Source organism: Rhizobium sp. LEGMi-198b (genome assembly GCF_054114205.1).
On sequence record NZ_JBSYVH010000005.1, the window covers coordinates 306,181 to 328,809 of the forward strand.

Annotated in this window: 13 protein-coding genes and 4 pseudogenes; 15 read left to right on the forward strand and 2 right to left on the reverse strand. The window is 61.4% G+C overall.

All coding sequences use genetic code 11. The annotated features are described in order from the left end of the window. Positions 1-2: 2 nt before the first annotated feature. Together ACXHXG_RS20635 and ACXHXG_RS20640 are read left to right on the forward strand one after the other, a co-directional pair. A pseudogene (locus ACXHXG_RS20635) lies at positions 3-5,092 on the forward strand (N-6 DNA methylase). A 511-nt stretch (positions 5,093-5,603) separates the two neighbouring features. Then, positions 5,604-6,125 carry a hypothetical protein gene (locus tag ACXHXG_RS20640; protein WP_457900511.1) on the forward strand — a complete coding sequence of 174 codons (522 nt, stop codon included), beginning with the start codon at positions 5,604-5,606 and terminating at the stop codon, positions 6,123-6,125. Positions 6,126-6,136: 11 nt separating this feature from the next. On the opposite strand, the pseudogene ACXHXG_RS20645 reads toward ACXHXG_RS20640, so the two are convergent. Next, positions 6,137-6,565 (reverse strand): annotated as a pseudogene (locus tag ACXHXG_RS20645) (transposase); the annotation flags it as partial. A gap of 513 nt (positions 6,566-7,078) precedes the next feature. Between ACXHXG_RS20645 and ACXHXG_RS20650 the strand changes: the two are divergent. The 9 genes and pseudogenes from ACXHXG_RS20650 to ACXHXG_RS20690 all read left to right on the forward strand — a co-directional run bounded on the left by ACXHXG_RS20650 (position 7,079) and on the right by ACXHXG_RS20690 (position 18,290). Further along, entirely contained in the window at positions 7,079-8,854 is a 1,776-nt protein-coding gene (locus ACXHXG_RS20650) for a ParB/RepB/Spo0J family partition protein (protein ID WP_457900512.1), read from the forward strand. Positions 8,855-8,946: 92 nt separating this feature from the next. Next, a complete protein-coding gene (locus ACXHXG_RS20655) occupies positions 8,947-9,423 on the forward strand; it encodes a hypothetical protein (RefSeq protein WP_457900513.1) in 477 nt (158 codons plus the stop codon). A gap of 57 nt (positions 9,424-9,480) precedes the next feature. Further along, positions 9,481-9,696: a hypothetical protein gene (locus ACXHXG_RS20660; protein ID WP_283061039.1), complete on the forward strand. Its 216-nt coding sequence runs from the start codon at positions 9,481-9,483 to the stop codon at positions 9,694-9,696. A gap of 245 nt (positions 9,697-9,941) precedes the next feature. After that, the gene (locus tag ACXHXG_RS20665) at positions 9,942-10,532 is read left to right on the forward strand and encodes a hypothetical protein (RefSeq protein WP_283060794.1); all 591 of its coding nucleotides are present in this window, start codon (positions 9,942-9,944) and stop codon (positions 10,530-10,532) included. A gap of 300 nt (positions 10,533-10,832) precedes the next feature. Further along, positions 10,833-11,531: pseudogene (locus ACXHXG_RS20670) on the forward strand (ArdC family protein); the annotation flags it as partial. A gap of 164 nt (positions 11,532-11,695) precedes the next feature. Continuing rightward, positions 11,696-13,120 (forward strand): tyrosine-type recombinase/integrase, encoded by a 1,425-nt coding sequence (locus tag ACXHXG_RS20675; RefSeq protein WP_457900514.1) that lies wholly within the window; start codon positions 11,696-11,698, stop codon positions 13,118-13,120. Then, positions 13,117-14,904, forward strand: a complete 1,788-nt coding sequence (locus ACXHXG_RS20680; protein ID WP_457900515.1) for a hypothetical protein — start codon at positions 13,117-13,119, stop codon at positions 14,902-14,904. Before ACXHXG_RS20675 ends, ACXHXG_RS20680 begins: the two co-directional genes overlap by 4 nt. Next, a complete protein-coding gene (locus tag ACXHXG_RS20685) occupies positions 14,901-17,072 on the forward strand; it encodes an integrase (RefSeq protein ID WP_457900516.1) in 2,172 nt (723 codons plus the stop codon). Before ACXHXG_RS20680 ends, ACXHXG_RS20685 begins: the two co-directional genes overlap by 4 nt. Before the next feature lie 318 nt (positions 17,073-17,390). Beyond that, positions 17,391-18,290, forward strand: coding sequence for an ArdC family protein (locus tag ACXHXG_RS20690; RefSeq protein WP_457900517.1), 900 nt, complete (start codon positions 17,391-17,393; stop codon positions 18,288-18,290). A gap of 12 nt (positions 18,291-18,302) precedes the next feature. Here the strand turns inward: ACXHXG_RS20690 and ACXHXG_RS20695 are convergent, their stop codons facing one another. After that, the gene (locus ACXHXG_RS20695; RefSeq protein ID WP_457900518.1) at positions 18,303-19,226 is read right to left on the reverse strand and encodes a LysR family transcriptional regulator; all 924 of its coding nucleotides are present in this window, start codon (positions 19,224-19,226) and stop codon (positions 18,303-18,305) included. A gap of 91 nt (positions 19,227-19,317) precedes the next feature. Here ACXHXG_RS20695 and ACXHXG_RS20700 point away from each other — a divergent pair, with 91 nt between their 5' ends. The 4 genes and pseudogenes from ACXHXG_RS20700 to ACXHXG_RS20715 all read left to right on the forward strand — a co-directional run bounded on the left by ACXHXG_RS20700 (position 19,318) and on the right by ACXHXG_RS20715 (position 22,405). Then, on the forward strand, positions 19,318-20,232 hold the full coding sequence (locus ACXHXG_RS20700) for a DMT family transporter (RefSeq protein ID WP_457900519.1): 915 nt from the start codon (positions 19,318-19,320) through the stop codon (positions 20,230-20,232). A gap of 76 nt (positions 20,233-20,308) precedes the next feature. Continuing rightward, complete coding sequence (locus ACXHXG_RS20705) at positions 20,309-21,226, forward strand: DMT family transporter (RefSeq protein ID WP_457900520.1); 918 nt, start codon at positions 20,309-20,311, stop codon at positions 21,224-21,226. A 40-nt stretch (positions 21,227-21,266) separates the two neighbouring features. Next, positions 21,267-21,482: pseudogene (locus tag ACXHXG_RS20710) on the forward strand (zincin-like metallopeptidase domain-containing protein); the annotation flags it as partial. Between the two features lie 611 nt (positions 21,483-22,093). Further along, positions 22,094-22,405, forward strand: coding sequence for a DUF736 domain-containing protein (locus ACXHXG_RS20715; RefSeq protein ID WP_283060797.1), 312 nt, complete (start codon positions 22,094-22,096; stop codon positions 22,403-22,405). The last annotated feature ends 224 nt before the right edge of the window (positions 22,406-22,629 follow it).

The window sequence follows — 22,629 nt, forward strand, 5'->3', positions numbered from 1 at the left end:
CAATGAGCAACGATCCCTTCACCCTCGATATCTTCGCCGGCAGCCCGCTTTCGTCTGGGCTCGGCATCGGGGTCACTGCATTCGGCGGTTTTGCCGCGAATGACGACGATCCGGAACCGACGCCGTCTGCCCCTGCCCCCGCGCGTGCCCTTCCGTCTGCCATTCCAAAGGCGCAACGAACGCAGGGAGCGCCCGCCAACTTCTACCTCGAAGACGACGATCGCGGTTTGGCCGCGACCTGGAGGGAACGGGCGTGTTTGAATATCGCGGCCATTCTCACAGCCAGTGAGATCGAGAGGCAAGAAAGGCCGGCTACGCGTGATGCGCAGGCCAGGCTGATACGCTTCACCGGTTTCGGCAGCTCTGAGCTCGCCAACGGCATGTTCCGCCGCCCGGGTGAGGCCGGTTTCCGCCAAGGCTGGGAGGAACTCGCCGGTTCGCTGGAGGCGTCGGTCACGAAAAGCAACTATGCCTCGCTTGCACGCTGCACCCAATATGCCCACTTCACGCCCGAATACATCGTCCGGGCGATCTGGTCCGGCCTGCAGCGGCTCGGCTGGCGCGGCGGCAGGGTGTTGGAACCCGGTATCGGGACAGGCCTTTTTCCGGCTTTGATGCCGGTGGAGTATCGTGATTGCAGCTATTTCACCGGCGTAGAGCTCGATCCGGTCACCGCCCGCATCGCGCGGCTGCTGCAGCCACGGGCGCGCATTATCAATGCGGATTTCGCGCGGACAGATCTTCCTGAAATCTACGACCTGGCTATCGGCAATCCGCCCTTCTCCGACCGCACGGTTCGCTCCGACCGGCACTATCGCCCGCTCGGTCTCAGGCTGCACGATTACTTCATCGCGCGGTCGATCGATCTCTTGAAACCCGGCGGGCTCGCCGCCTTTGTCTCCAGCGCCGGTACGATGGACAAAGCCGATAGCAAATGCCGGGAACACATCGCAAAAGCCGCCGATCTGGTCGGCGCCATTCGCCTGCCGGAAGGCAGTTTCCGGCGGGAGGCCGGCACCGACGTCGTCGTCGATATCCTGTTCTTTCGCAAGCGCAAGGCCGGCGAACCGCCAGGCGATCTTGCCTGGCTCGATCTTGACGAAGTCCGCCCAGCCACGGCGGAGGAAGGGCCGATCCGCGTGAACCGCTGGTTCGCGCGACATCCGGGTTCGGTGCTCGGCACGCACGCGCTGACCTCCGGTCCCTTCGGTGAGACCTACACCTGCCTGCCCCGCGCCGACGAGAACATGGAAACGGCACTCAATGCCGCCGTTCAGCGTCTTCCAGAGGGCCTCTACGATGGCGAGCCGACCGAAATCGATGTCGATCTCGAAGACGAGCTGACGGAAATCCTGGACCTGAAAGCCGACAGCAACCGGGTCCGTGAAGGCAGTTACTTCATCGACAACAGGCACGGCCTGATGCAGATGGTCGACGGCGCGCCGCTCGCGGTGCAGGTCCGCAAACCCCGTAGCGGCGACGGCCCACCGGAAAAGCACGTCCGGATCATTCGCAAACTGATCCCGATCCGCGATGCCGTGCGAGACGTCCTCACAGCCCAGGAACTGACCGGCCGTGGCGCGACTGCCAAGTACGGCTGCGCATCGCCTGGTCGAGCTTCGTGCGCGATTTTGGCCCGATCAACCACACCACGGTTTCGATCATCGAGGATAAGACGACGGGCGAGGTTCGTGAAATCCATCGCCAGCCGAACCTTCTGCCATTTCGCGATGATCCCGACTGCTGGCTGGTCGCCTCCATCGAGGCCTATGACCTCGAAACCAACACCGCCAGGCCCGGGCCGATTTTTTGCGAGCGCGTCATCGCGCCCCCTTCCCCGCCCGTCATCACCTCCGCCGCCGATGCCTTGGCCGTCGTCCTCAACGAGCGCGGGGGCATCGACCTCGATCATATCGCCGAGCTCCTGCATTGCAATGCGGACGCAGTTCTCGATGCGCTCGGTGACGCAATCTTTCGCGATCCGACCGACGGTTCCTGGCAGACCTCGGACGCCTATCTTTCCGGCGCAGTGCGGACGAAGCTTGGCGTTGCGGAAGCAGCCGCTGGGCTCGATGCCGGCTACGAACGCAATGTCCGTGCGCTTCAGGTGGTGCAGCCGGCTGATCTCCGCCCGTCGGACATTACCGCACGACTTGGCGCGCCATGGATTCCGGCGATCGATATCGTCCAGTTCGTGCACGAGACGATGGGTGCGGAGATCGCAATCCATCACATGCCGGAACTCGGCTCCTGGACCGTCGAGGCTCGGCAGCTCGGTTGGATGGCCGCCGGCACATCGGAATGGGGCACCGACCGCCGGCACGCCGGCGAGCTGCTCGGCGATGCCTTGAACAGCCGCGTGCCTCAGATCTTTGACGTTTTCAAGGACGTGGACGGCGAGCGGCGGGTGCTCAACGTCGTCGATACCGAAGCCGCCCGCGACAAGCTGCAGAAGATCAAGACGGCCTTTCAGAACTGGGTCTGGACCGATCCCGATCGCACCGACCGGCTCGCGCGGGTTTATAACGATCGCTTCAACAACATTGCGCCTCGAAAGTTCGACGGCTCCCATCTCATGCTTCCCGGTGCCTCTGGCGCCATTGTTCTTTATGGGCACCAGAAGCGCGGCATCTGGCGGATCATCTCATCGGGATCGAGCTACCTTGCGCATGCCGTCGGTGCGGGCAAGACGATGACGATGGCGGCCGCGATCATGGAACAGCGCCGGCTCGGGCTGATCGCCAAGGCGATGCTGGTGGTTCCGGGCCATTGCCTGGCGCAGGCGGCGCGCGAATTCCTGGCGCTTTATCCGAACGCCCGCATTCTCGTCGCCGACGAGACGAATTTTTCGAAAGAAAAACGGGCTCGCTTCCTCTCCCGCGCCGCCACCGCGACCTGGGATGCCATCATCATCACCCATTCGGCATTCCGGTTCATCGCCGTGCCATCGGCGTTTGAACAGCAAATGATCCAGGACGAACTGGAGCTCTACGAGGATCTTCTGACCAAGGTCGACAGCGAGGACTGTGTCTCGCGCAAACGGTTGGAGCGGCTCAAGGAGGGTCTGAAGGAGCGACTGGAGGCGCTCTCCACCCGCAAGGACGATCTGCTGACAATCTCCGAGATTGGTGTCGACCAGATTATCGTCGACGAGGCGCAGGAGTTCCGCAAGCTTTCCTTCGCCACCAACATGTCGACGTTGAAAGGCATCGATCCGAACGGATCGCAGCGTACCTGGGACCTCTACGTCAAAGGCCGTTTCATCGAGACGAAGAACCCCGGCCGCGCTCTGGTTCTGGCATCCGGGACGCCGATCACCAACACGCTCGGCGAGATGTTTTCGATCCAGCGCCTTCTTGGGCACGCCGCACTGGCCGAGCGCGGACTGCACGAATTCGATGCCTGGGCCTCGACGTTCGGCGACACGACGACGGAACTGGAGATCCAGCCGTCCGGCAAATACAAGCCCGTCAGCCGCTTTGCCTCCTTCGTCAACGTGCCTGAACTGATCTCCATGTTCCGCAGCTTCGCCGACGTGGTGATGCCCGAGGATCTGCGCGAATACGTCAAGGTGCCCAACATCTCCACCGGCGGGCGGCAGATCCTGACAGCCAAGCCGACGCAGGCCTTCAGAAATTATCAGACTATCCTTGATGCCCGCATCAAGACGATCGAGATGCGCGAGGGGCCGGCGCAGCCCGGCGATGACATCCTGCTCTCCGTCATCACCGACGGTCGCCATGCCGCCATCGATCTCCGCCTGGTCGACGCGGACAATGACAACGAGCTGGACAATAAGCTCAACCTGCTCGTCCAGAACGCCTTCCGCATCTGGCGGGAGACCGCGCAATGCACGTATCTGCGCCCCGACGGCAAGCTGTTCGATCTGCCCGGGGCGGCGCAGATGATCTTTTCCGATCTCGGCACCATCAATGTCGAGAAGAGCAGAGGCTTTTCAGCTTACCGCTGGATCAAGGACGAACTTGTGCGCATGGGTGTTCCGCTATCGGAAATCGCCTTCATGCAGGACTACAAGAAGACCGATGCCAAGCAGCGTCTGTTCGCCGACGTCCGCGCCGGCAAGGTCCGCTTCCTGATCGGCTCGTCGGACACGATGGGGACCGGTGTCAACGCCCAGCTCCGTCTCAAGGCGTTGCATCATCTCGACGTCCCCTGGCTGCCTTCGCAGATCGAACAGCGGGAGGGCCGGATCGTGCGGCAGGGAAACCAGCATGACGAGGTTGATATCTTCGCCTATGCCACCCAAGGCTCGCTCGATGCCAGCATGTGGCAGAGCAACGAGCGCAAGGCCCGCTTCATTGCCGCAGCGCTTTCCGGCGACACTTCGATCCGCAGGCTGGAAGATCTCCGTGAAGGGGCCGCAAACCAGTTCGCCATGGCCAAGGCGATTGCCAGCGGCGATGAACGACTGATGCAAAAGGCGGGACTTGAGGCCGACATTGCCCGCCTCGAACGGCTGCTTGCCGCTCACGACGAGGATCAATATGCGGTACGCCGACAGATCCGCGACGCCGAGCGCGATATCGAGGTATCGATCCGGCGTATCAGCGAGATCGGCAAGGACATAGAGCGCCTCACGCCGACGGCTGGCGATGCCTTCGCCATGACGGTGATGGGCAAGGCTTACGACGAGCGCAGGCTCGCCGGCCGCGCGCTGATGAAAGAAATCCTCACTCTGGTGCAGTTGCAACAGGAAGGTGAAATGAGAATCGCCTCGATCGGAGGCTTTCACCTGGACTATCATGGCGAGCGGTTCGGCAGGCGCGATGGCTATTATTACACCACCCTTCTTCAGCGCACCGGCACGACCGAGGAGCTCGATCTCCCTGTCACCGTGACGCCGCTGGGTGCCGTTTCGCGGTTGGAACACGCGCTCCACCGTTTTGACGAGGATCAGGAGCATTACCGGCTTCGACTGCACGAGGCCGAAGGGCGTCTTGCCTCCTATCGCACGCGCGAGGGCGGCGTGTTCGCATTCGCGGATGAACTCGCCGACAAGCGTCGGCAGCGCCGGGATATCGACCAGGCGCTGGCGGCCGCGGTGCGCGGGGAAGCGTCAGAGGCTGCCTGATGACAACGCCATGGCTTAGCTTCTCGGTAGGATTTTAGGAGCGGCGCAGCATGCGCATAGCTGCATTGCACAATAATCGCTTTGCCATTCGGTCAAAAAACAGGCATTCTGCACATGGCTGATGCACATGGTGGCAGCTCCTCCCAGTGCCGCCGCAACAGCTGTTCCCTCTGGAGGTTTGTTGACCTTCACACTTCATGGGCCGCGGTTTCCGCTGGCCCATTTTTTTAAAGGCTTATCCCGTTCGCACAGGTCCATACCAGCAATGGCGCAAAGGTTCTTGCTGCGGCACCTGTAGCCCTGAAAGGTGCTAAGATTGCTGTCAGCGGTCGTAGCAGCGAAGAAGCAACTCAAGCGAACGGGACAGATTCGCCTCGACCTGTCGTGTGCAACGACAGCGGCCGTCATTTAATCCACCGATGCTTTATCGGAAGTTGGTCAAAGGCTTTGCGTCGCATTTTGATTTGGCATCGATAAACAGTATCGGGGGACGGGGATTGGAGTTTATCGTATGGTCACTGATGCCAACAACTTGGATCGCCTTCACACCCTATTGGTAGACTGGATTGAAAACGATCCTGTCTTTTCCAGCGGGTACACCTCCAAGAAGAAATCTTTAAGCAAGCAGCTCCTTCAATTTGAAAACGATGTGGCATCACTAACTGGGCCAGCGGCAGACGTTCTTCTTTATCGAGGCTACGACTTAAGGAAGGGGCAGCGTCTGCAAGACGGCTCGCTCTCGATCCAACCGAGATCGAGCGATTTGATCGAAAGTTGGACCACTGACGCAGCATGGGCCTTCCAGCATGCTGACCAATTCGAGAGCGGCATCGTCATCAGGAAGCTGGCGTCGGAACTGGATATCTTCATCGACGTGGATGCCTTTGCGAGAACTGTGGACGCTGAAGACCTAGACCTCGAAGGTGAAATTTTGGTTCGCTGTGGACAGCTCTCAGTTCCTGCAGATGATTGGACTTGGTCGGAGGTCGACTTTCCCAAAGAAGCAGAGCCTTCCGTTCGCGCTTGCAATTAGCAGATCATATTTCAGGCGATGATTTTTGGGGTTTGATCCGCAGACCGTCCGGAACCTGCAATCCTCGATTCGACTGGAACGTGTCGAAGGTAGCCCATTTCGATTTCCTCCAGAGCGAGGCTCGGCGGGCAGACAACCGCCTCGTGTTTCGCTCCTCGCCCGGACGCCTGGGAGGGAGCGCAGATCGCCTTCCGGCGGCGGTAGCGGTGCTTTTTCTCTTCCCATCTGACCGCATCGAGTGCGTCGAAGACGTCGCAATGGTATTCGTAGGAATATCCGATCCGCTGGCCGATGCTGAGGATCGTGTCGACGTTGGTCTGAAAGTGTCTGCGAGGGTCCCAACGGAAGACAAACTCGTTGGCGTAGATGTCGATGTGCTTGTCGCGGACACCGTGATACGTCCCATAGGCCAACCGCTTGAAGTTGGAGAAAAGGCGATGAACCCAGGGGGAAGGGCTTCATGCGCGGGCGGGACCGTCAGCCAAACTTAGGTTGACCACCACATGCTCGCGATGCTGCACACGCCTATAGGCGTTGCTTCCATCGGTGAGGAGAATGCTCCCGGATGAAGGCATGCAGGCTCTCACGGTCGATGTTGACGATCCGTTGGAGGCGGCAGCGCATAGGTTACTTTCTGTCTCGGACTTCGACCGCGCCGATCATGAAAAATCTTGCCGATAGGGCTGCGACCTTGAGAGAAAAGAAGGAAGAGGGAGATGAGCCGGTCGCAGAGCCGTCCGCCGGTCGCCGCTGACGCTCAACCGCCGCCTCCGCATCCCGCCACTCGTCCTTCGCAGGGCTGTCAGCCCCGCTCGTCCTTCGCGGCAGCAATGCTCGGCCGCAGTTGCACCCGGCCGCCCGCTCCGCGGTCCGGGAAGTGTCTTCGAAAAGAATGAAGACGCGAGAGAAGGGCAGGCAGAGGGCCGTGTCCAATCCCCGAAAAGGAGCATCCCATGCAACTGATGAAGGTCGATCCGCGTGCGCTGAAGGACAACCCTGATAACACGCGCCAATCGAAGTCGACGCCGCAGGCCGACGCCCTGCTTTTGGCGACGATCAAGGCCGTCGGCGTGATCCAGCCGCCGGTTATTTTCCCGGAAGCCGGCGGCAACGGTTACATCATCGAAGCCGGTCACCGGCGCACCCGCATGGCGATCACCGCCGGTCTCGAGGAAATCGATGTGATCGTCGTGGACGCGGCCAACGACAACGGCGCCATGCGCTCGATGGTCGAGAACATTGCTCGCGAGCCGCTCAATCCGATCGATCAATGGAGGGGCATCGAGCGGCTGGTCGCGCTCGGCTGGACCGAGGAAGCGATCGCCGTGGCGCTTGCCCTTCCCGTCCGGCAGATCCGTAAGCTTCGTCTGCTCGCCAATGTCCTGCCTTCCATGCTCGATCAGATGGCAAAGGGCGATATGCCGAACGAGCAGCAGCTAAGAACGATCGCGGCCGCCTCGACCGAGGAGCAGAAAGAGGTCTGGAAAGCTCACAAGCCGAAGAAGGGTGACACGGCGGCCTGGTGGCAGATCGCCAACGGCCTCTCTAAGACCCGGATGTATGCCCGCGATGCAAGTTTTGCCGACGACCTTCGCCTCGCTTACGGTATCGAGTGGGCGGAGGATCTGTTCGGGCCGGCGGATGAGGACAATCGCTACACTACCAATGTCGAGGCTTTCCTCGGCGCCCAGCAGGAATGGATGACGGGCAACCTTCCCAGGAAGGCGGCGATCGTCGAGGTCAACAATTGGGGCCAGCCGGAACTGCCGAAGAAGGCCGAACGCGTTTACGGCAAGCCCGGCAAAGGCGATTGCACCGCAATGTATCTCGATCGCGAGGGCAAGGTGCAAAGCGTCCACTACCGGATGCCGGAGCCAAGGAAAACCGATAGGCGCCCCGGTCCCGCCGGTGACGCTTCGACAGAAGCCGATGACGACACTGGTGTCGTCGGGAAGACCAGGCCCGAGGTCACGCAGAAGGGTCAGGACATGATCGGCGACTTCCGGACCGACGCGCTGCACGAGGCGCTGGCCCGCGCCCCAATCGAAGACGACATGCTGATGGCCCTCTTGGTCATGGCCTTCGCCGGCACCAATGTCCGGGTCGATTCCGGCGCCAACGATACCGTGTTCGGGACGGAGCGGTTCCAGCGTCACGTCGCGCGCCTCTATTCCGCAGACGGCAGGTTGGCGTTCGATATGGACAGCGTGCGGGTCGCGGCCCGCTCCGTCCTCATCGATGTGCTCTCTTGCCGGCGCGGCATGTCGAATAGCGGTGTCGTCTCGCGCATTGCCGGTGACGCGATTGGCGCGGATGGTTTCCTCCCGAACATGGGAACGGAGGATTTCCTGCTGTGTCTGTCGCGCCAGGCGCTGGAGGCCGCCGCTAAGTCGGTCAATATGGCCCCGAAGGCACGCGTCCGTGAAACCCGCGCAGCCCTCGCCGACCACTTCGCATCGGCCGACGCAGCCTTTGTTCTTCCCGCGGCGCTGTTCGCACCGGATCCGAAGGACATCGCCGATTTCATGAAGTACGCCGATGGCCCCGAGGAGGAAGAAAGCTCCCCTGATGCTGCCATCGGCAATGGCAGCGAAGGTGCACAGGGCGACGGTGTCGGTCTCGACCGGTTCGATCCGCCGGCGGCGGTTGACGAGGACCACGTCGGCGAGCCTGCCACCGATCACGCCTCCGACCAGGAGGAAACCGCCCACGGGATTGCAGCGGAATAGCCGCACCGAGCTCCTCCGCTTGACCTTCCGCCGCCGGTTGCCCTGGCGGCGGTTTCGTTTCCACAACCCCAAAATCTGAAGGAGGATGCGCAATGTCCGCGTCTCTGATCTATCGCCTCGCCCCGATCGGCTCCATCGTCGCCTGGTCGGATGGCACCCCACGGCCACCCGCGCGATTCAAGCAAAAGCTCGCCGCGTGGAAGACCTGCAACAGCCAGGGCCGGTTGATCCGAAAGGAAGGCGAGCGCAACGTCGGCCCCACGAGCCTGTCACCGTATTTCACGTTGCATGAGGGCGATCTCGGCGCAAACGGTGTCATTGCTATCCGTATCCACCGGACCTTTTCGCTCGACAGCAATCTGACATTCCAAGTCGTAGAGCGTCCGGCGCTCGGATCTGTTCGCGTCTTCGATCGGGCCGGGTCGAGCGCCGAGCTCATTCACCTGGCGGACAACCGGCAAGCGGCCGAAGAATGGCTCATCCGCAATCGCTATCCCCACGCCATTGTCGAGGAGGTGACAGCCGACGAGGTCGCAGCCGATCACGTCGAAGGGAGGGCCGCGGAATGATTATGCTCCCTCTATATTCCTCCGAAGTCTCCACCCCTGACGCTTCAGGGTTAGAGTTTGGCAGAAGCGCCGACGGATTGGTTGTCGCGCGCCTCGACGATCGTCTTCGCCATGGTTGCGGTCCGTGATGGCCGATATTTCCTCGCCAGTGCCTGGCGCGGGTCGCGGGCGCTTGAAGCCCTCCCAGCGACAAGCGGGGCGCCTGGCGTTTCGTTCGAGGAACTCCATGGTTCTCCCCGTGCCGGATCGCCCTTCGGTTTTACTGCGGTCTGAACCGGCGGACGTGCGCTTCAAGGCCGCTGGCGCGCCGCGGGCGGCCGGACCCCGCCGTCTTCTCGGAGCAGGCTCGCGTGCTCGTTCGAGGGCAGGTTGCCCTCTTGGCACTCAAGCCGGCTCCGCTCGTCCAGGCAGGGCCGGACCCTGAAACGCCCGTCTTCCTCCGGTTCGGGATGACCGCACCGAAAGGCAAGCCGGCATGGGGCCGGAGCTATTTCGGACGACCTCGAAAGGAAACGACCATGGCCAAACCCGCTCCCCCCTCCTCGCGCCAATCCTCGCGCGCCGTACAACTGCGCAAGGGCGCCACCATCGAGATGGTCCGGCTGACATGCCCGGACGCCAGCCAAGCGCTGAAGATCGCCGAGAGTTTCGGAACTACAGTCATCGACAGCGACGGCATCCGCGACCTGCATGAACGGCTGGTCATCGAGACCGCCGATGCGCTCGGGGAGGGACTTGGCGACAAAGCGATGCAGATCCACATGCAGCGCATCGTCGGCGCCTTCGTAGGCTCTGCCCACGGCGCCGGTCAGTTCTACAGCCGCGCGGTCACCGAGGCGCGGGATGCCACGGCCAAAGCCGCCAACGACGCTCGGGACGAGGACCTTGACGGTCCGGTCGGTTATGACAGCGCCGCCCAACGCAAGCGGGAATTCGCCGCCGACATGGGCATTCAGGCTCATTCGCTCAGAATGGCGGCCGAAGGTGCCGTCGCCGCTTATGCGCAGGTGATCGGCGAGACCTGGAAGCCGTTCGATAGACCGGTCGAACACCCGGGCACAACGCTGAGCCGTAAGGCTGCAGAAGCCCAGATATCGGCCTTCGACTAGCCTTGCGGGCTGGGCTCCGGTGCCGCCTTTCCCATCAACACCCGTAGGGCCGACTCCAAGGCGGAGCCGGCCTGTTTTCATGTCGGCGACCTGGCCAACCGAGGAAACGAAACAAGACGATGGCGCGCCCGGCGGCCCGTTCCGTTCGTCGGGTCTGCAGGAGCCGCCGGCGGACGCAACGGCTCCGCCGTCCTTCACTTCGTTGCGGCCGTTCCTGTGCATCCACCGGCTGACTTGCTCCTGCCCTTCGTCCCTCCGCAACGGGCCGCGACGGGCGCGGCTTCAAACGGAGGCTAAGATATGAGCAGTACAGAAAAACAGCGTGTTGATCTCTACAGCCGCATCACCGACAAGATCGTTGAAGACTTGGCGAAAGGCGTGCGGCCCTGGATGAAGCCATGGAACACGGCGAACACGGCTGGCCGCATTACTCGACCGCTGCGTTACAACGGGCAGTCCTATTCTGGCGTTAACGTGCTGCTTCTTTGGTCGGAAGGTATCGCCCGAGGATATACGTCATCCACGTGGATGACGTTCAGGCAGGCCCTCGAACTGGGAGCTGCCGTCCGCAAAGGCGTGACCGGCACAACCGTCGTCTTCGCCAGCCGTTTCATTAAATCCGAAACCGATGGGAATGGTGGTGAGCTCGAACGGGAGATCCCTTTCCTGAAAGCCTACAGCGTCTTCGACGGACTTCCCGACCAATATCGTCACCGGCAGGCGCCGGTCCTCGATCGGGCCGCGCGCATCGAGAATGCCGATCGGTACTTTCGCAACACCGGTGCTGCAATCCGCCATGGCGGCAACCAAGCATACTTTGCGCCGTCCGCCGATATAATCCAGATGCCGCCGTTCGAGAGCTTCAAGGACCCGGCAAGCTATTACGCGACCTTGAGTCATGAGGTCACCCATTGGACGGCGCCGGCCCACCGCGTCGGTCGTGACCTCAGCCGCTATGCCAAGGACAAGACCGAGCGTGCCCGCGAGGAACTGATCGCCTTATCTTGACAGTCTGCACCGACTCTCTGCCTCTTGCTGAGGTTGATGCACACGCTGACGGAGGCGCTTTCCAGGCCGGACGCAGCGCTCCCAAATAGCTGGCGGAGGCCGGCCTGGAGAGTGCCGGGCAAGTTGAACTCCTTCGTTGATGCTGGGCTCCCTGGATGGGGGTCTGGGGGAAGGTTGAACAACTTGTGGACAATGTAATCGCAGCTTCAAGCATCACCCTTCAGGAGCGAAGACCTGCGGCGGGACTTGATGCCTATGTCCCAATGATCCTCCGCGACGGGGCGCTATACGATCCTGATCTGGATCGCTTTCTCCGCGATCTTCCTCTCAACGGCGTTCGCTCACGCCATTCCCTTCGTGCCTATGGCTACGACGTTCTGGTCTGGGCTCGTTTTCTTTCGGAAGCCTGCGCGAAGACGATATGGCAAGCCGACCGCCATGATGTCCTTGCCTATCATCGCGTTCGCCGCCGTGCAGACGCCGAACAACGCATTTCCGCTGCGACCTGGAATCGCGCTGTTGCCTGTCTTGATCGGCTATACCGCTGGGGTGTGCAGGAGGGACTGATTGCGGAGGCGCCCTTCACGCATCGCTCGGTCTGGAGGCAGGGGTACGCCGGGCGTCGGTCGCAGGTGGCCGCGCGGAACGATGCCTATGAACCTGCTGCGCATCGAGCGGCCGTCAGCTTCGTCACGCTCGAGGACTATCGGCGTTTTCGGGATGTCGGCCTCAAGGCGCTTTTGCCTGACGGCCGCTCACGCCCCGGCGCCCGCGATCGCAACGGTATCCGCAATGCGTTATTCGCTGATCTCCTCGTGACCACAGGGCTTCGGCTGGAAGAAGCATCATCCCTCTTCACCTCCGATCTCGTTTTCGCCGGTCAGCGCCTGGGCCGTCAGGTCTGGCTGGACCTGCCGGATGCCCAGACCAAGGGCGATCGCGGTCGCCAGATCCTCGTTCCCGCTCGACTGCTCGAACAGGTGCGCGCCTATGTCGATGTCGAACGTGCTCATGCCGTCACGAAGTTCCAGCAACGCTCTGCGTGGCGGTCGATCGACCGACCGATCTTCGTTCATCGGGATCGGCATGCTGCCCGGCTGCGGTTGCTTGATGGCGGCGATATCGCACTCGACCTGCTAGACCCCGAGGAGCGCGGTAGGATCATTGTCTGCGACAGCGACGGCACACCGGGCGAACCGGCGATATTATGGCTTTCGGAGATCGGCTTGCCGGTGCAGCCGAACTCCTGGGAAGTCGCTTTCGCCCGTGCCTCCAGCCGGTGCAGATCCTTCGGTTTCGATATCAGCATCAGCCCGCACCAACTCCGTCACACCTTCGCCGTTCACATGCTGGCGATGCTCATCCAGCACCGCCTCCGCGATGCTGCCTTGCCTGCCGGGCCGATGGAGGGATATCGGCAAGTTCTTGGTGATCCTCTCCAGCAGGTGCAACGGCTTCTGGGCCATGCCAGCCTGGCGACAACATATATTTACCTGGACCACATCGCGACGCGCGCTGATACCGTCGATGCGGCTGTCGAAGAGCTCCTGGGACTGCTCCCCTCGGAGGCCACGCTATGAGGGGGCGCCCACGCAAGGGAACTGCGGTTCGTTTTGCGCCAGCTGATGGCGTTGTTCCTCCACACGCCAGCGATCCGGTGCTGGGTCTGCGCTTCAACATCGAGGCGCGCTATGGCGGGACCGTCGAAGTTGATCTTGTCGGCGAGCGTCCGAGACCCTTCGTCCTCGCGTTTGCAGGGGCTCTACGCCGGCAGTCCGAGCTTGGTGGTCCGCTCGGCGCGCGGAGCACGATCAAGCAACACCTCCAGGCCTACCTCCGGTTTTTCGCATATCTGCGCGAGCACTCCACGGTAAAGACGCCCGCCGATCTGCGCGCAGACGATATCGATGGGTATGAGGATTTCCTCGCAGCCGTCGGGATGACCCCGATCCACCGACACACTGTTCTCGCCAAAGCCATCCTCGCCCTGCGCTCGATAGACGCCGACCAGCCAAGGCTTCTGGATGAAGGTGTTCGTCGTCGCCTCAGCTACACTAGCTCACAATCCGCCGGTCGATCCCGACCGCGTGATGCCTATAGCCCGTTCGTTGCACGGCAGCTTCGCGACGCTGCCCGTGGCGATATCGCCAGGATATTCCGGCGGATCGGGAAGCCGCTGGATGAAGACGACAACTATCCCAACCTTCGCAGAGTGACCGACGAGGCCAATGCCCGGATCGTCGCGTCCGGCAGGCTCAGCAGCGCAGACCCCGCCTTTAAAAGCCTCTATTTCATGAGGCTGCGGCGCGGTCTTCCGGTCTCGATCCTGTCCGAGAATTTGCACGCACGTTTCCATCTGCGTGCAATGGATATTCCTCCTTTGCTGACCTTCCTTTCCCTAGAGACCGGCCTTGAGATCGAGTGCTGCAAGGCATTGACGGTCGATTGTCTCCAGAACCCTGGACCTGGCACCGTCGAGATTGCCTATATCAAGCGCCGTGCCCGCGGCGCCGAGCACAAGCACATTCGCGTCCGCGACGGCGGGATTGGAACACCGGGCGGTTTGATCCGCAAGCTGATCGAGGCAACGGCCTTCACCAGGCAGTTTGTCCCGAGCAATTGCCTTTGGCTTTACTACTACACCGGGCCCACGCAGCTCCGGGCGGGTATCGAGCATCCACATGAGCTTGTCGACCGATGGACCGCAGGCCATGGGATCGTCGATGACAATGGTGAACCTCTTCGTCTCGTTCTTTCCAGGCTGCGCAAGACCCACAAGGCGCTCTGGTATCTCAAAACCGAGGGGCACATGACCCGCTTCGCCGTCGGGCATACGCCGGAGATCGCCGCTCGCCACTACGCGGATATCCCCTCGCTGCGACCGCTACACGAAGCTACCATTGCCGAGGCATTCTCAGAAGTCGCGGCCGCTGCAGCTCCGATCGTTCTGGCGCCTGCCGAGGAAGATTCCTGGCGGCAATGCGATGCGATGCCCGAAGGGCGCGAGACCCGAGACGGTATCCTGAGTGGCGAGCAGGACGTTTGGCTGGCGGCATGCTCCGGGTTTGACCGCAGCCCGTTCGGAGACCCAGGCGAGTCTTGCCCGCAACCCTTCTGGGGCTGTCTCGAATGCCGTAACGCTGTCATCACCGCGCGCAAGCTGCCGGCGATCATTGCGTTCCTACGGTTTATCGAAGAGCAGCGCGCGGGTCTCTCAGCGGCGGACTGGGCCATGAAGTTTGGGCGTGCCCATGCTCGCATTGCTGGGCAGGTTCTGCCGGCATTCCCCGATAGTGTGGTTGCCGCAGCCCGTCGCGAGGCGGAAGTGCATCCCCTCTATCTCCCGCCGGAGGCCGGCCAATGACGGGACTATCGCCAGCAGCTTCATCCCGGCAATACGATCTGCGCCCGGTTCTAGCGACCGCTCCGCTGAAGCCTGGTTTCGATCGGGGCGCTCTGTCGCGCTACAGTGATCCGAGCTGGGATCTCGGCCCGGCCGTGTTTCGCGAGAGCGCCCGTCGCTGTCATGTCACCGTGCATCTCGGGTCTGTCGAGGATACGAGCGTCCGCGAGGTGTTGCGCGAACTCCTCTATGCCCGGCTGAACGTCGATCTGCCGGGTCACCGCAAGATACTTCCTCCCGGCAGTGTTCGGCAGGCGTTCAACCGAGCTCGGCGCTTCTTCGATTTCGTTCGTGATGAACTCGGTGTTGTCGATCTTCACCGGGTCGATCAGCCGCTTCTGGACCGCTATGCCCGCCATCTCAGTGCCGATCGTGCCCGCCGGCCCGTCATTGTCGCGCAATTACTGGAAGTACCTGCCGATCTCTTCCTCTATCGCGACCATCTGCCCTCCGGAGGACTGCGGTTTCAACCTTGGACCGGAAGATCACCAGCGCGTGTCGCGGGCTATCGTCACGTCCGCGAGAACCGGACGCCGCGCATTCCCGAGACAATCATCTCACCGTTGCTGGCCTGGTCGATCCGGTATGTCACCGAGTTCGCCGCCGATATCTTCGCAGCCCGCGAGGAAATGGACAACCTCGAAGCCCATTGCGCCTCACTCAGCGAGCAGGACAGCGTTCTCGAACGTAAAGACCGGCGGCGCCAGCAGCGTAAGCGGCTTGAGGACTATTTCGGGCGGCTGCGCAGTGAAGGTCGCGGGGTGCCTGTCTGGGGCACTGCCCATAACGGCATATTTCTCCGGCATCCCGAGACAGGAGAGCTGTCACCACCCGTCAACGCCCACCTGCTTCACCTGCACATCGGTATCGACACGCTGGCCGAGCCGAAGATGCACATTCAACTCACGAACGGCGCTCCACGCCAGATCAGAGCTGCGGTGCTCGAGCTCGGTGTCGAGACTGGCGGCATGGATACACCCATCTCCATTCTCCCAGAGACCGGCAAGCCCTGGCGGTCTCGCTTCGACGCCAAGACCCTGGCGGCGGAAGAGCGCATGCTGCAATCAGCGGCCTATATTCTCTGTGCTTATCTGACCGGCATGCGAGATTGCGAAGTCCAAGCGATGCAGCGTGGATGCGTTTCTCTGACGCGCAGCGACGACGGCGTGATCATGCGCCATCGCGTCCAATCCGTCGCCTATAAGGGCAAGTCTGCCCAGGGTGAACCTGCCGAATGGGTCACCATCGAGCCCGTTGCCAGAGCTGTCGAGGTTCTGGAACGCTTGTCTTTTCGGGTCGCTTCCGCCCGCGGCCTCACGACGCTCTGGCCCGTTCTGATCGCAAGGCCTGTTTGCAAGGACCACCTCTCCGCCGAGATCGTCCGCCAACTCAATCATTTCCGTGACCACCTCAACGACCTGTTCGGCACGCCGGACGCGCCAGCGATCCCGGACGGGCCAGGTGGACAGCCATGGCGCATCACGACGCGGCAGTTCAGACGCACGATCGCATGGCATATTGCCAACCGTCCGTTCGGCACCATCGCCGGCATGATCCAGTACAAGCATGCGTCAGTCGCGGCGTTCGAGGGATATGCCGGCTCCAGCCGATCCAGCTTTCGGGCCGAAGTCGAGAACCAGCGTAGCCTCGGCCAGCTCGATGACCTGTTGATCTATTTCGACGAGCGGCAGGCCGGAGCCAGGCTGTCGGGGCCTGCGGCGGCACGGATCGCGAAGACGCTCGACAGCGTATCGGATGATCTCGGGCCGCTTCCGGCCATGATCGCTGATCGCGCCCGACTGCGCACCATGCTCGCGAGCCTCGCGCGGACCCTTCATGTCGGCGTGCTGGCCGATTGCTTCTTCGATCCCGGCACGGCCGTCTGCCTGAAGCAGGCCACCGGTGTCAAAGGGCCGCTAACCGCACTCTGCCAGCCGACCCACTGTCCAAATGCCTGCATCACCTCGAGGCACCGGTCAGCATGGGCCCGGTCCGCACAGGAAGCCGCAGACCTGCTGAAGGAGAAGCGGCTGTCCACGCTTCAACGAAGCATCCTTCAGCAGGATCTTGAGCGGGCGAACACGGTCCTCGCCGGCATAGGCGACGCCCGATCCGCACCCGGTTCCTGAGGGGAGTTGGGTGCTGCTTGCGCCGGTGGCCCGCCCGGCGTGCTCGGAGCGCGCGATGCCCGACGCGTCCGCGCAACGACTGACGCCGTCCTCCGCTTGCGCTTCGGCTCTGCGAGTGCGCGGCCGCGCCTGAGACATCGCAATCCGCTGCTCCGACGCCGGGACAGGCCCCGGCGGAAAGGAGCAACAATCATGACAAGACAAAAAATGAGGAACAGCCGCCCGAATGGGCGGCAGGAGAGGAAGAGGAAGGCCGGAGTCGGGCGGTCGGTTGAGGGGGCGAAAGAGACTCGCGCCGCCGGCCGCGGAGATTCCCCAATGTCCAGCACATCATCCGTCCAGCGCGCTGACGTCTATTCCCGCGTCACGGCCGATATCATCGCCGCGATCGAGCAAGGCGCCGGCGAATGGCGTGCGCCCTGGTTCCACAACGGCACCAGCGTCGCGCGTCCGACCAACATCTCATCCGGCAAGCGATACCGCGGCATCAATACGCTCGCACTCTGGGCCGCGGGCTTCGCCGCTGGATATGGCGACGGCCTCTGGGGCACCTACAAGCAATGGCAGGATGCCGGCGCGCAGGTGCGTGAAGGCGAACGCTCCACCACGGTCGTCCTGTGGAGGGAGATCCAGTCTCCCCGGCAGGCCCACGACGAAGACGACGATGACGGGCATCGGCGGATGTTCGCCCGTGCATTCTCCGTCTTCAACGTCGCTCAGGTCGACGGCTACGAGCGCCCGGCGACTCCTTTACTGCCCGAGGCCGAACGTCTCGCCCACGCGGAAGCATTCATCGCAAACCTGGGCGTCAAGACCGAGTTCGGCGGGTCGGAAGCCTATTACCGTCCATCGGCCGACACCGTGTTCATGCCGCCCTTTACCTCGTTTCGCGACGCCGCGTCATTCTACGGTGTCTGGCTGCACGAGACCGGCCATGCCAGTGGTGCAAAGCACCGGCTCAACCGAGATCTTTCCGGTCGCTTCGGATCAGCGGCCTATGCCGCCGAAGAATGCTGCGTGGAAATTCTCAGCGGACTCGTCCTCGCTGATCTCGGCATAGCTCACCATCCACGGCCCGATCATGCAGCCTATGTCGCCTCGTGGCTCAAGGTCCTGAAGGACGACCCTAAGGCCATCTTCACCGCAGCGAGCAAAGCGCAGCAGGCAGCCGACTGGATGCACGCCCAGCAAACTGAGATAGCGTCGATCGCCGCATGACGAGCACCGCTGTCAGGCGACTGATGGGGCGTCAATGATTGGTCTGGACGGGTGCGAGTTAAGGCTGCGTGCCTCGGCATCCATCCAGCTACAAAATCGCCGGACTACTCTCGATTCCGAGCGGCGTTGGTAGCGATATGACCCGATCTCAACCGGGGCATATTCCGGCAACGCTGCTACCAACGCACCCGATTCAAATTCCTTGGTTGTGAGGATCGACGGCGCAAGCACCATACCGAGACCCGCCACACAAGCGTGAAGAGCAGCGTCATCCGTGTCGAACTGATCGGCAAACGAAAGCTCGCTCATCGGAATATCGAGCGTCTGGCACCAAAGCTTCCAATCCCAATTGCCGGCTGCGCATTGTAACGCTGGCACTGCTCGCAGAGCTGAGCCTCGGCGATCGGCGTTCTTTTCGAATACACTCTGCGAGACGACCGGACGGCTTAAATCCCGCTCAAGCAATTCCCAGCCTTCCGCAGTCTCGCCTGCTCGGAAGTACCGAATGCTGACATCGGAGATCGCTACGGCCGGAAAGCCTTGCGCGGAGCCGGTCTCTATCCGCACCCGAACGTCAGGGTACAGAGCTCGGAACCTGTGAAGTGACGGAATAAGCCAACGTACCGCTAGAGACGTTGATGCCTGCACACTGATCTCAGTCTCCTGACGATACAGAGCATTGGCAGATCGTTCAATCAGCATGATCGCAGGCCCGACCTCCTGGTAGAAGTCTTCGCCGGCGTCGGTCAGGGAGACAAAGTTGTTTCCTCTGTTTAAGAAGCTCGCGCCGAGCTCGGTCTCCAACTTCTTGAGCTGATGGCTCACGGCTCCTGTCGTCACGCCGAGTTCACCAGCAGCCGCTGTAAGGCTTCCGGTGCGTGCCACGGTGACGAAGACCCTGATAGCGTTGAGCGATATGCGACGTCCGATCTGCATGAGTTTTTCTAAAGCTCCCCTCAGATTCCTCGTTTGAGCGTCACACGCAAATCCAGCATAACGTTCAAGCAAAAACAATTAGGAACCCTCAATGCGTTCACGTCAGCTTTATACCAATACCAAGGCCATAGCATGGGTGACTGTAGGGACTGCTTTATTTTCTTTGATATTTGCATCTGGTAAGTTCGCTGACGGAAGCGCCGCTTCACTGCAGATCCTGCTCCTTCGGTACATCGGTGGGTTAGCTACGCTGTTGGTAGTCGTGGCAGTGCGACGCCAAAGTCTATCTTCCTATCGCAGCTCCAAACCACTATCCCATTTCATGCGGGCGATTTTCGGTGCTTCAGGAGGAGGAGCGTTGATCTATGCCTCGGCAAATATGCCGATCGTGGACGCTACGGCTATCGGTCTCCTCTATGTCGTGTTCGTCATCCCTCTTGGAGTGCTGATCCTGAAGGAACGCCTTAACGGACAGCACCTTGGTGCTATCGTGATCTGCTGTACTGGCGCCGCAATCATCATGGGATCACGCGGTGCATTTTCCGACTTCCGCCCAGCCTATGTCTTCCCGGCTGCGATCGCGGTACTCGGCGCGGCATTGTTGGCGGTTGAAGGCCTTATGATTAAGATGCTGTCGCACTCGGACCGCGCCATGACTGTCCTGCTGCATGTCAATGCGTTCGGTATCCTGCTGATGGCTGGGCCTGCTGTCATGCATTGGGTACCGCTTTCTTTCGAAGGTGCGATATCCTTCATCCTGCTCGGACCGATTGCCGTAACAGCTCAATATTGCATCGTGCAAGGCTATCGCCTTGCCACCCTGTCGATCGTGGGCCCGGTCGATTATACGTGGTTGATATTCGCAGGACTGATCGGCTTTCTGTTCTTTGACGAGCAACCGACATTGGGTGTCGTCGCAGGGTCAGCGATTATCGCTGTCGGTGGCATCCTGCTCGCGGCCATCAAGCCATCTGCCAGCGAGCGCGAACGCACGTCGCCAGCGTAATACATGCCCCGTAATCCGGCCGGCTCTGCATCGGGAAAGCAGGGTATGGGTTTTGATGATTTCCCGGACACGGGACATGGATATGCGGCTGACCTATCTGGTATTCGCTTTGCTCGGGCTCTTTTGGGGATCAAACTTCATCTATATGAAGTGGGCGGCAGAGCTAATCACTCCGGCGCAAATTACGCTCCTACGGGTGTTCTTCGGTTTCCTGCCCCTTGTTTTCGTCGCATGGCGAAAGGGTGTGATCCATCGAGATCAAATTCAGCACCTGCCGCATTTCCTGGTTATGGCAGTGTTAGCGACCGCCTTTTATTATTTCGCGATCGCTGAAGGTACAGCGCTCCTTCCGTCCGGCATAGCCGGGGTGCTCGGAGGCTCCATCTCTCTGTTCACAACTGTTGCCACTCTACTGTTCCTTCGCACGGAGAAGCCTAACGCCTTAATGTTGATGGGCGTTTTTGTCGGCTTTGCCGGTATCGTGCTGATTGCTAGACCATGGCAAGGCTCAGACAGAACTATCGATATAGCCGGAGTGCTCTGGATGCTGGCTGCAACCACCATCCTCGGTGTTTCCTACGTCTATGTTCGCCGCTTCCTGTCTCCTTACAACCTTCCGCCCCTTGCGCTTGCCACATGGCAAACAGGCCTCGCTCTGCTGGTGCTTCTGATCACCGTAGATCGAACAGGCACAGGCAACATTCTGTCAAACTGGCACGCGGCGGCTGGTGTCGCGATCGGTCTCGGCGTCCTGGGAACGGGAATGGCCTTCCTGATCTACTATTATCTCCTGCAAGAGCTGGGCGCGGTCGCGGCCTCGGGGGCGACATACATCACACCCAATGTCGCACTATTGATCGGCTGGGCGACAGGTGAAAAGGTTGGCGTGCTGGAGATCGCGGCCATCATTCTTGTGCTGACTAGCATCGCAATGTTGCAGCTTGGGCGTCAGCGGGCAATCAAGCATGCAGAGCGAGCAACGGCCGTGCGTTAATGGCCCTATATGCAACTGAGCCGCTTGACTGTCAGGATATATCGCCGAACTCGGCAGTTGCTTCCTTTGTGCCGACCTCGGGATTGCTCCCGAGCTCGAGCCCCGCCCCGATCATGCCTCGTACCTTGCCTGCTGGCTCGAGGTCTTGTCCAACGACAGACGGGCGATCTTTCAGGCGGCGGCGCATGCGCAGCAGGCCGTAACCTTCCTGCACTCCCTGCAGCCCGAAGGCGCCGACGAACGGCTTACCGCGTGAGGCTCATCAGCATCGGTCGTTGCCCTCGCACGCGGCCGGAACTCTTGCCGATCCGTTGGTGAGCGTGTCAGGGTCGGTCGTGCGGTCCAGTTTGCCTCAGACCGAAGCTTTCCGGTCGATCGGCTGAGCTCCAGACGGCTTGATTTCGGGGTTAATGACTTTGTCTGCTGACGCGTAGATCCTCCAGACGACGAATCACAAGCGCGAGACGAAGAATGGCAGCGCAACGCCCCGCGCCGGCTGTTCTGGGACTTCGATTTTAACATGCGGACAGGGGAGCGCACCCACCGTAGCAAGGTCCGGGCAGGCAGTCAGTGAGCAGTTGCCATTGCCATTTTCCTTCAATCACCGCGCCGGCCACGTCCTTCGCGGGCTCGATGAGGCTTGTCTGATCGAAGACCGGCTTCGCCTCGATCGTCTTCCCGCAACGGCCTTCCAAAACTTTCTTCCCCTGAGCGCTATGCGCTCATTCCTCGCGGAACAAGAAAGTTTCTCCTGGCCGCCCTCCATTCCATTCCGGCCTTTCAGGTGCGGTCTGATCGTCCCCGATCCTTGCGACAGCCATCGAGGCCGCGATGGGCGTGGCCCGAAACAGCGAAAGGAATACGACAATGGCAACTATCGGCACTTTCACCACCTCCGAAACTGGCTTCAACGGCGCGATCCGCACCCTGGCCCTCAACGTCAAAGCCCGCATAGCCCGCATCGAAAACCCCTCCGACAAAGGCCCGCACTTCCGCATCTACGCGGGCAATGTCGAGCTGGGCGCCGCCTGGCAGAAGCGCTCCGCTGAGACGGACCGCGACTATCTCTCGGTCAAGCTCGACGACCCGAGCTTCCCGGCCCCGATCTACGCGACGCTCACGGAGGTCGAGGGTGAGGACGGCTACCAGCTGATCTGGTCGCGCCCCAACCGGGACTGAGGCCCGGAGGCCCCGCCGCCAAGGCGGGGCCAACCAGCCACAAAGACAAGCCGGTAGGTGGCATCGAGCCCGCCGTCGACCTTTTCGACGGCGATATGAATCCGGAAAATGTCTGCTCAGATGCCGCTGCTGCGCCGGGAAGAAATCCCGGCCTCAGGACGCGATTAGAATGGATTTCCAAGAAGGAGCCTGATTGTCTCGTCGCGGTGCTTTCATCGCAAAAC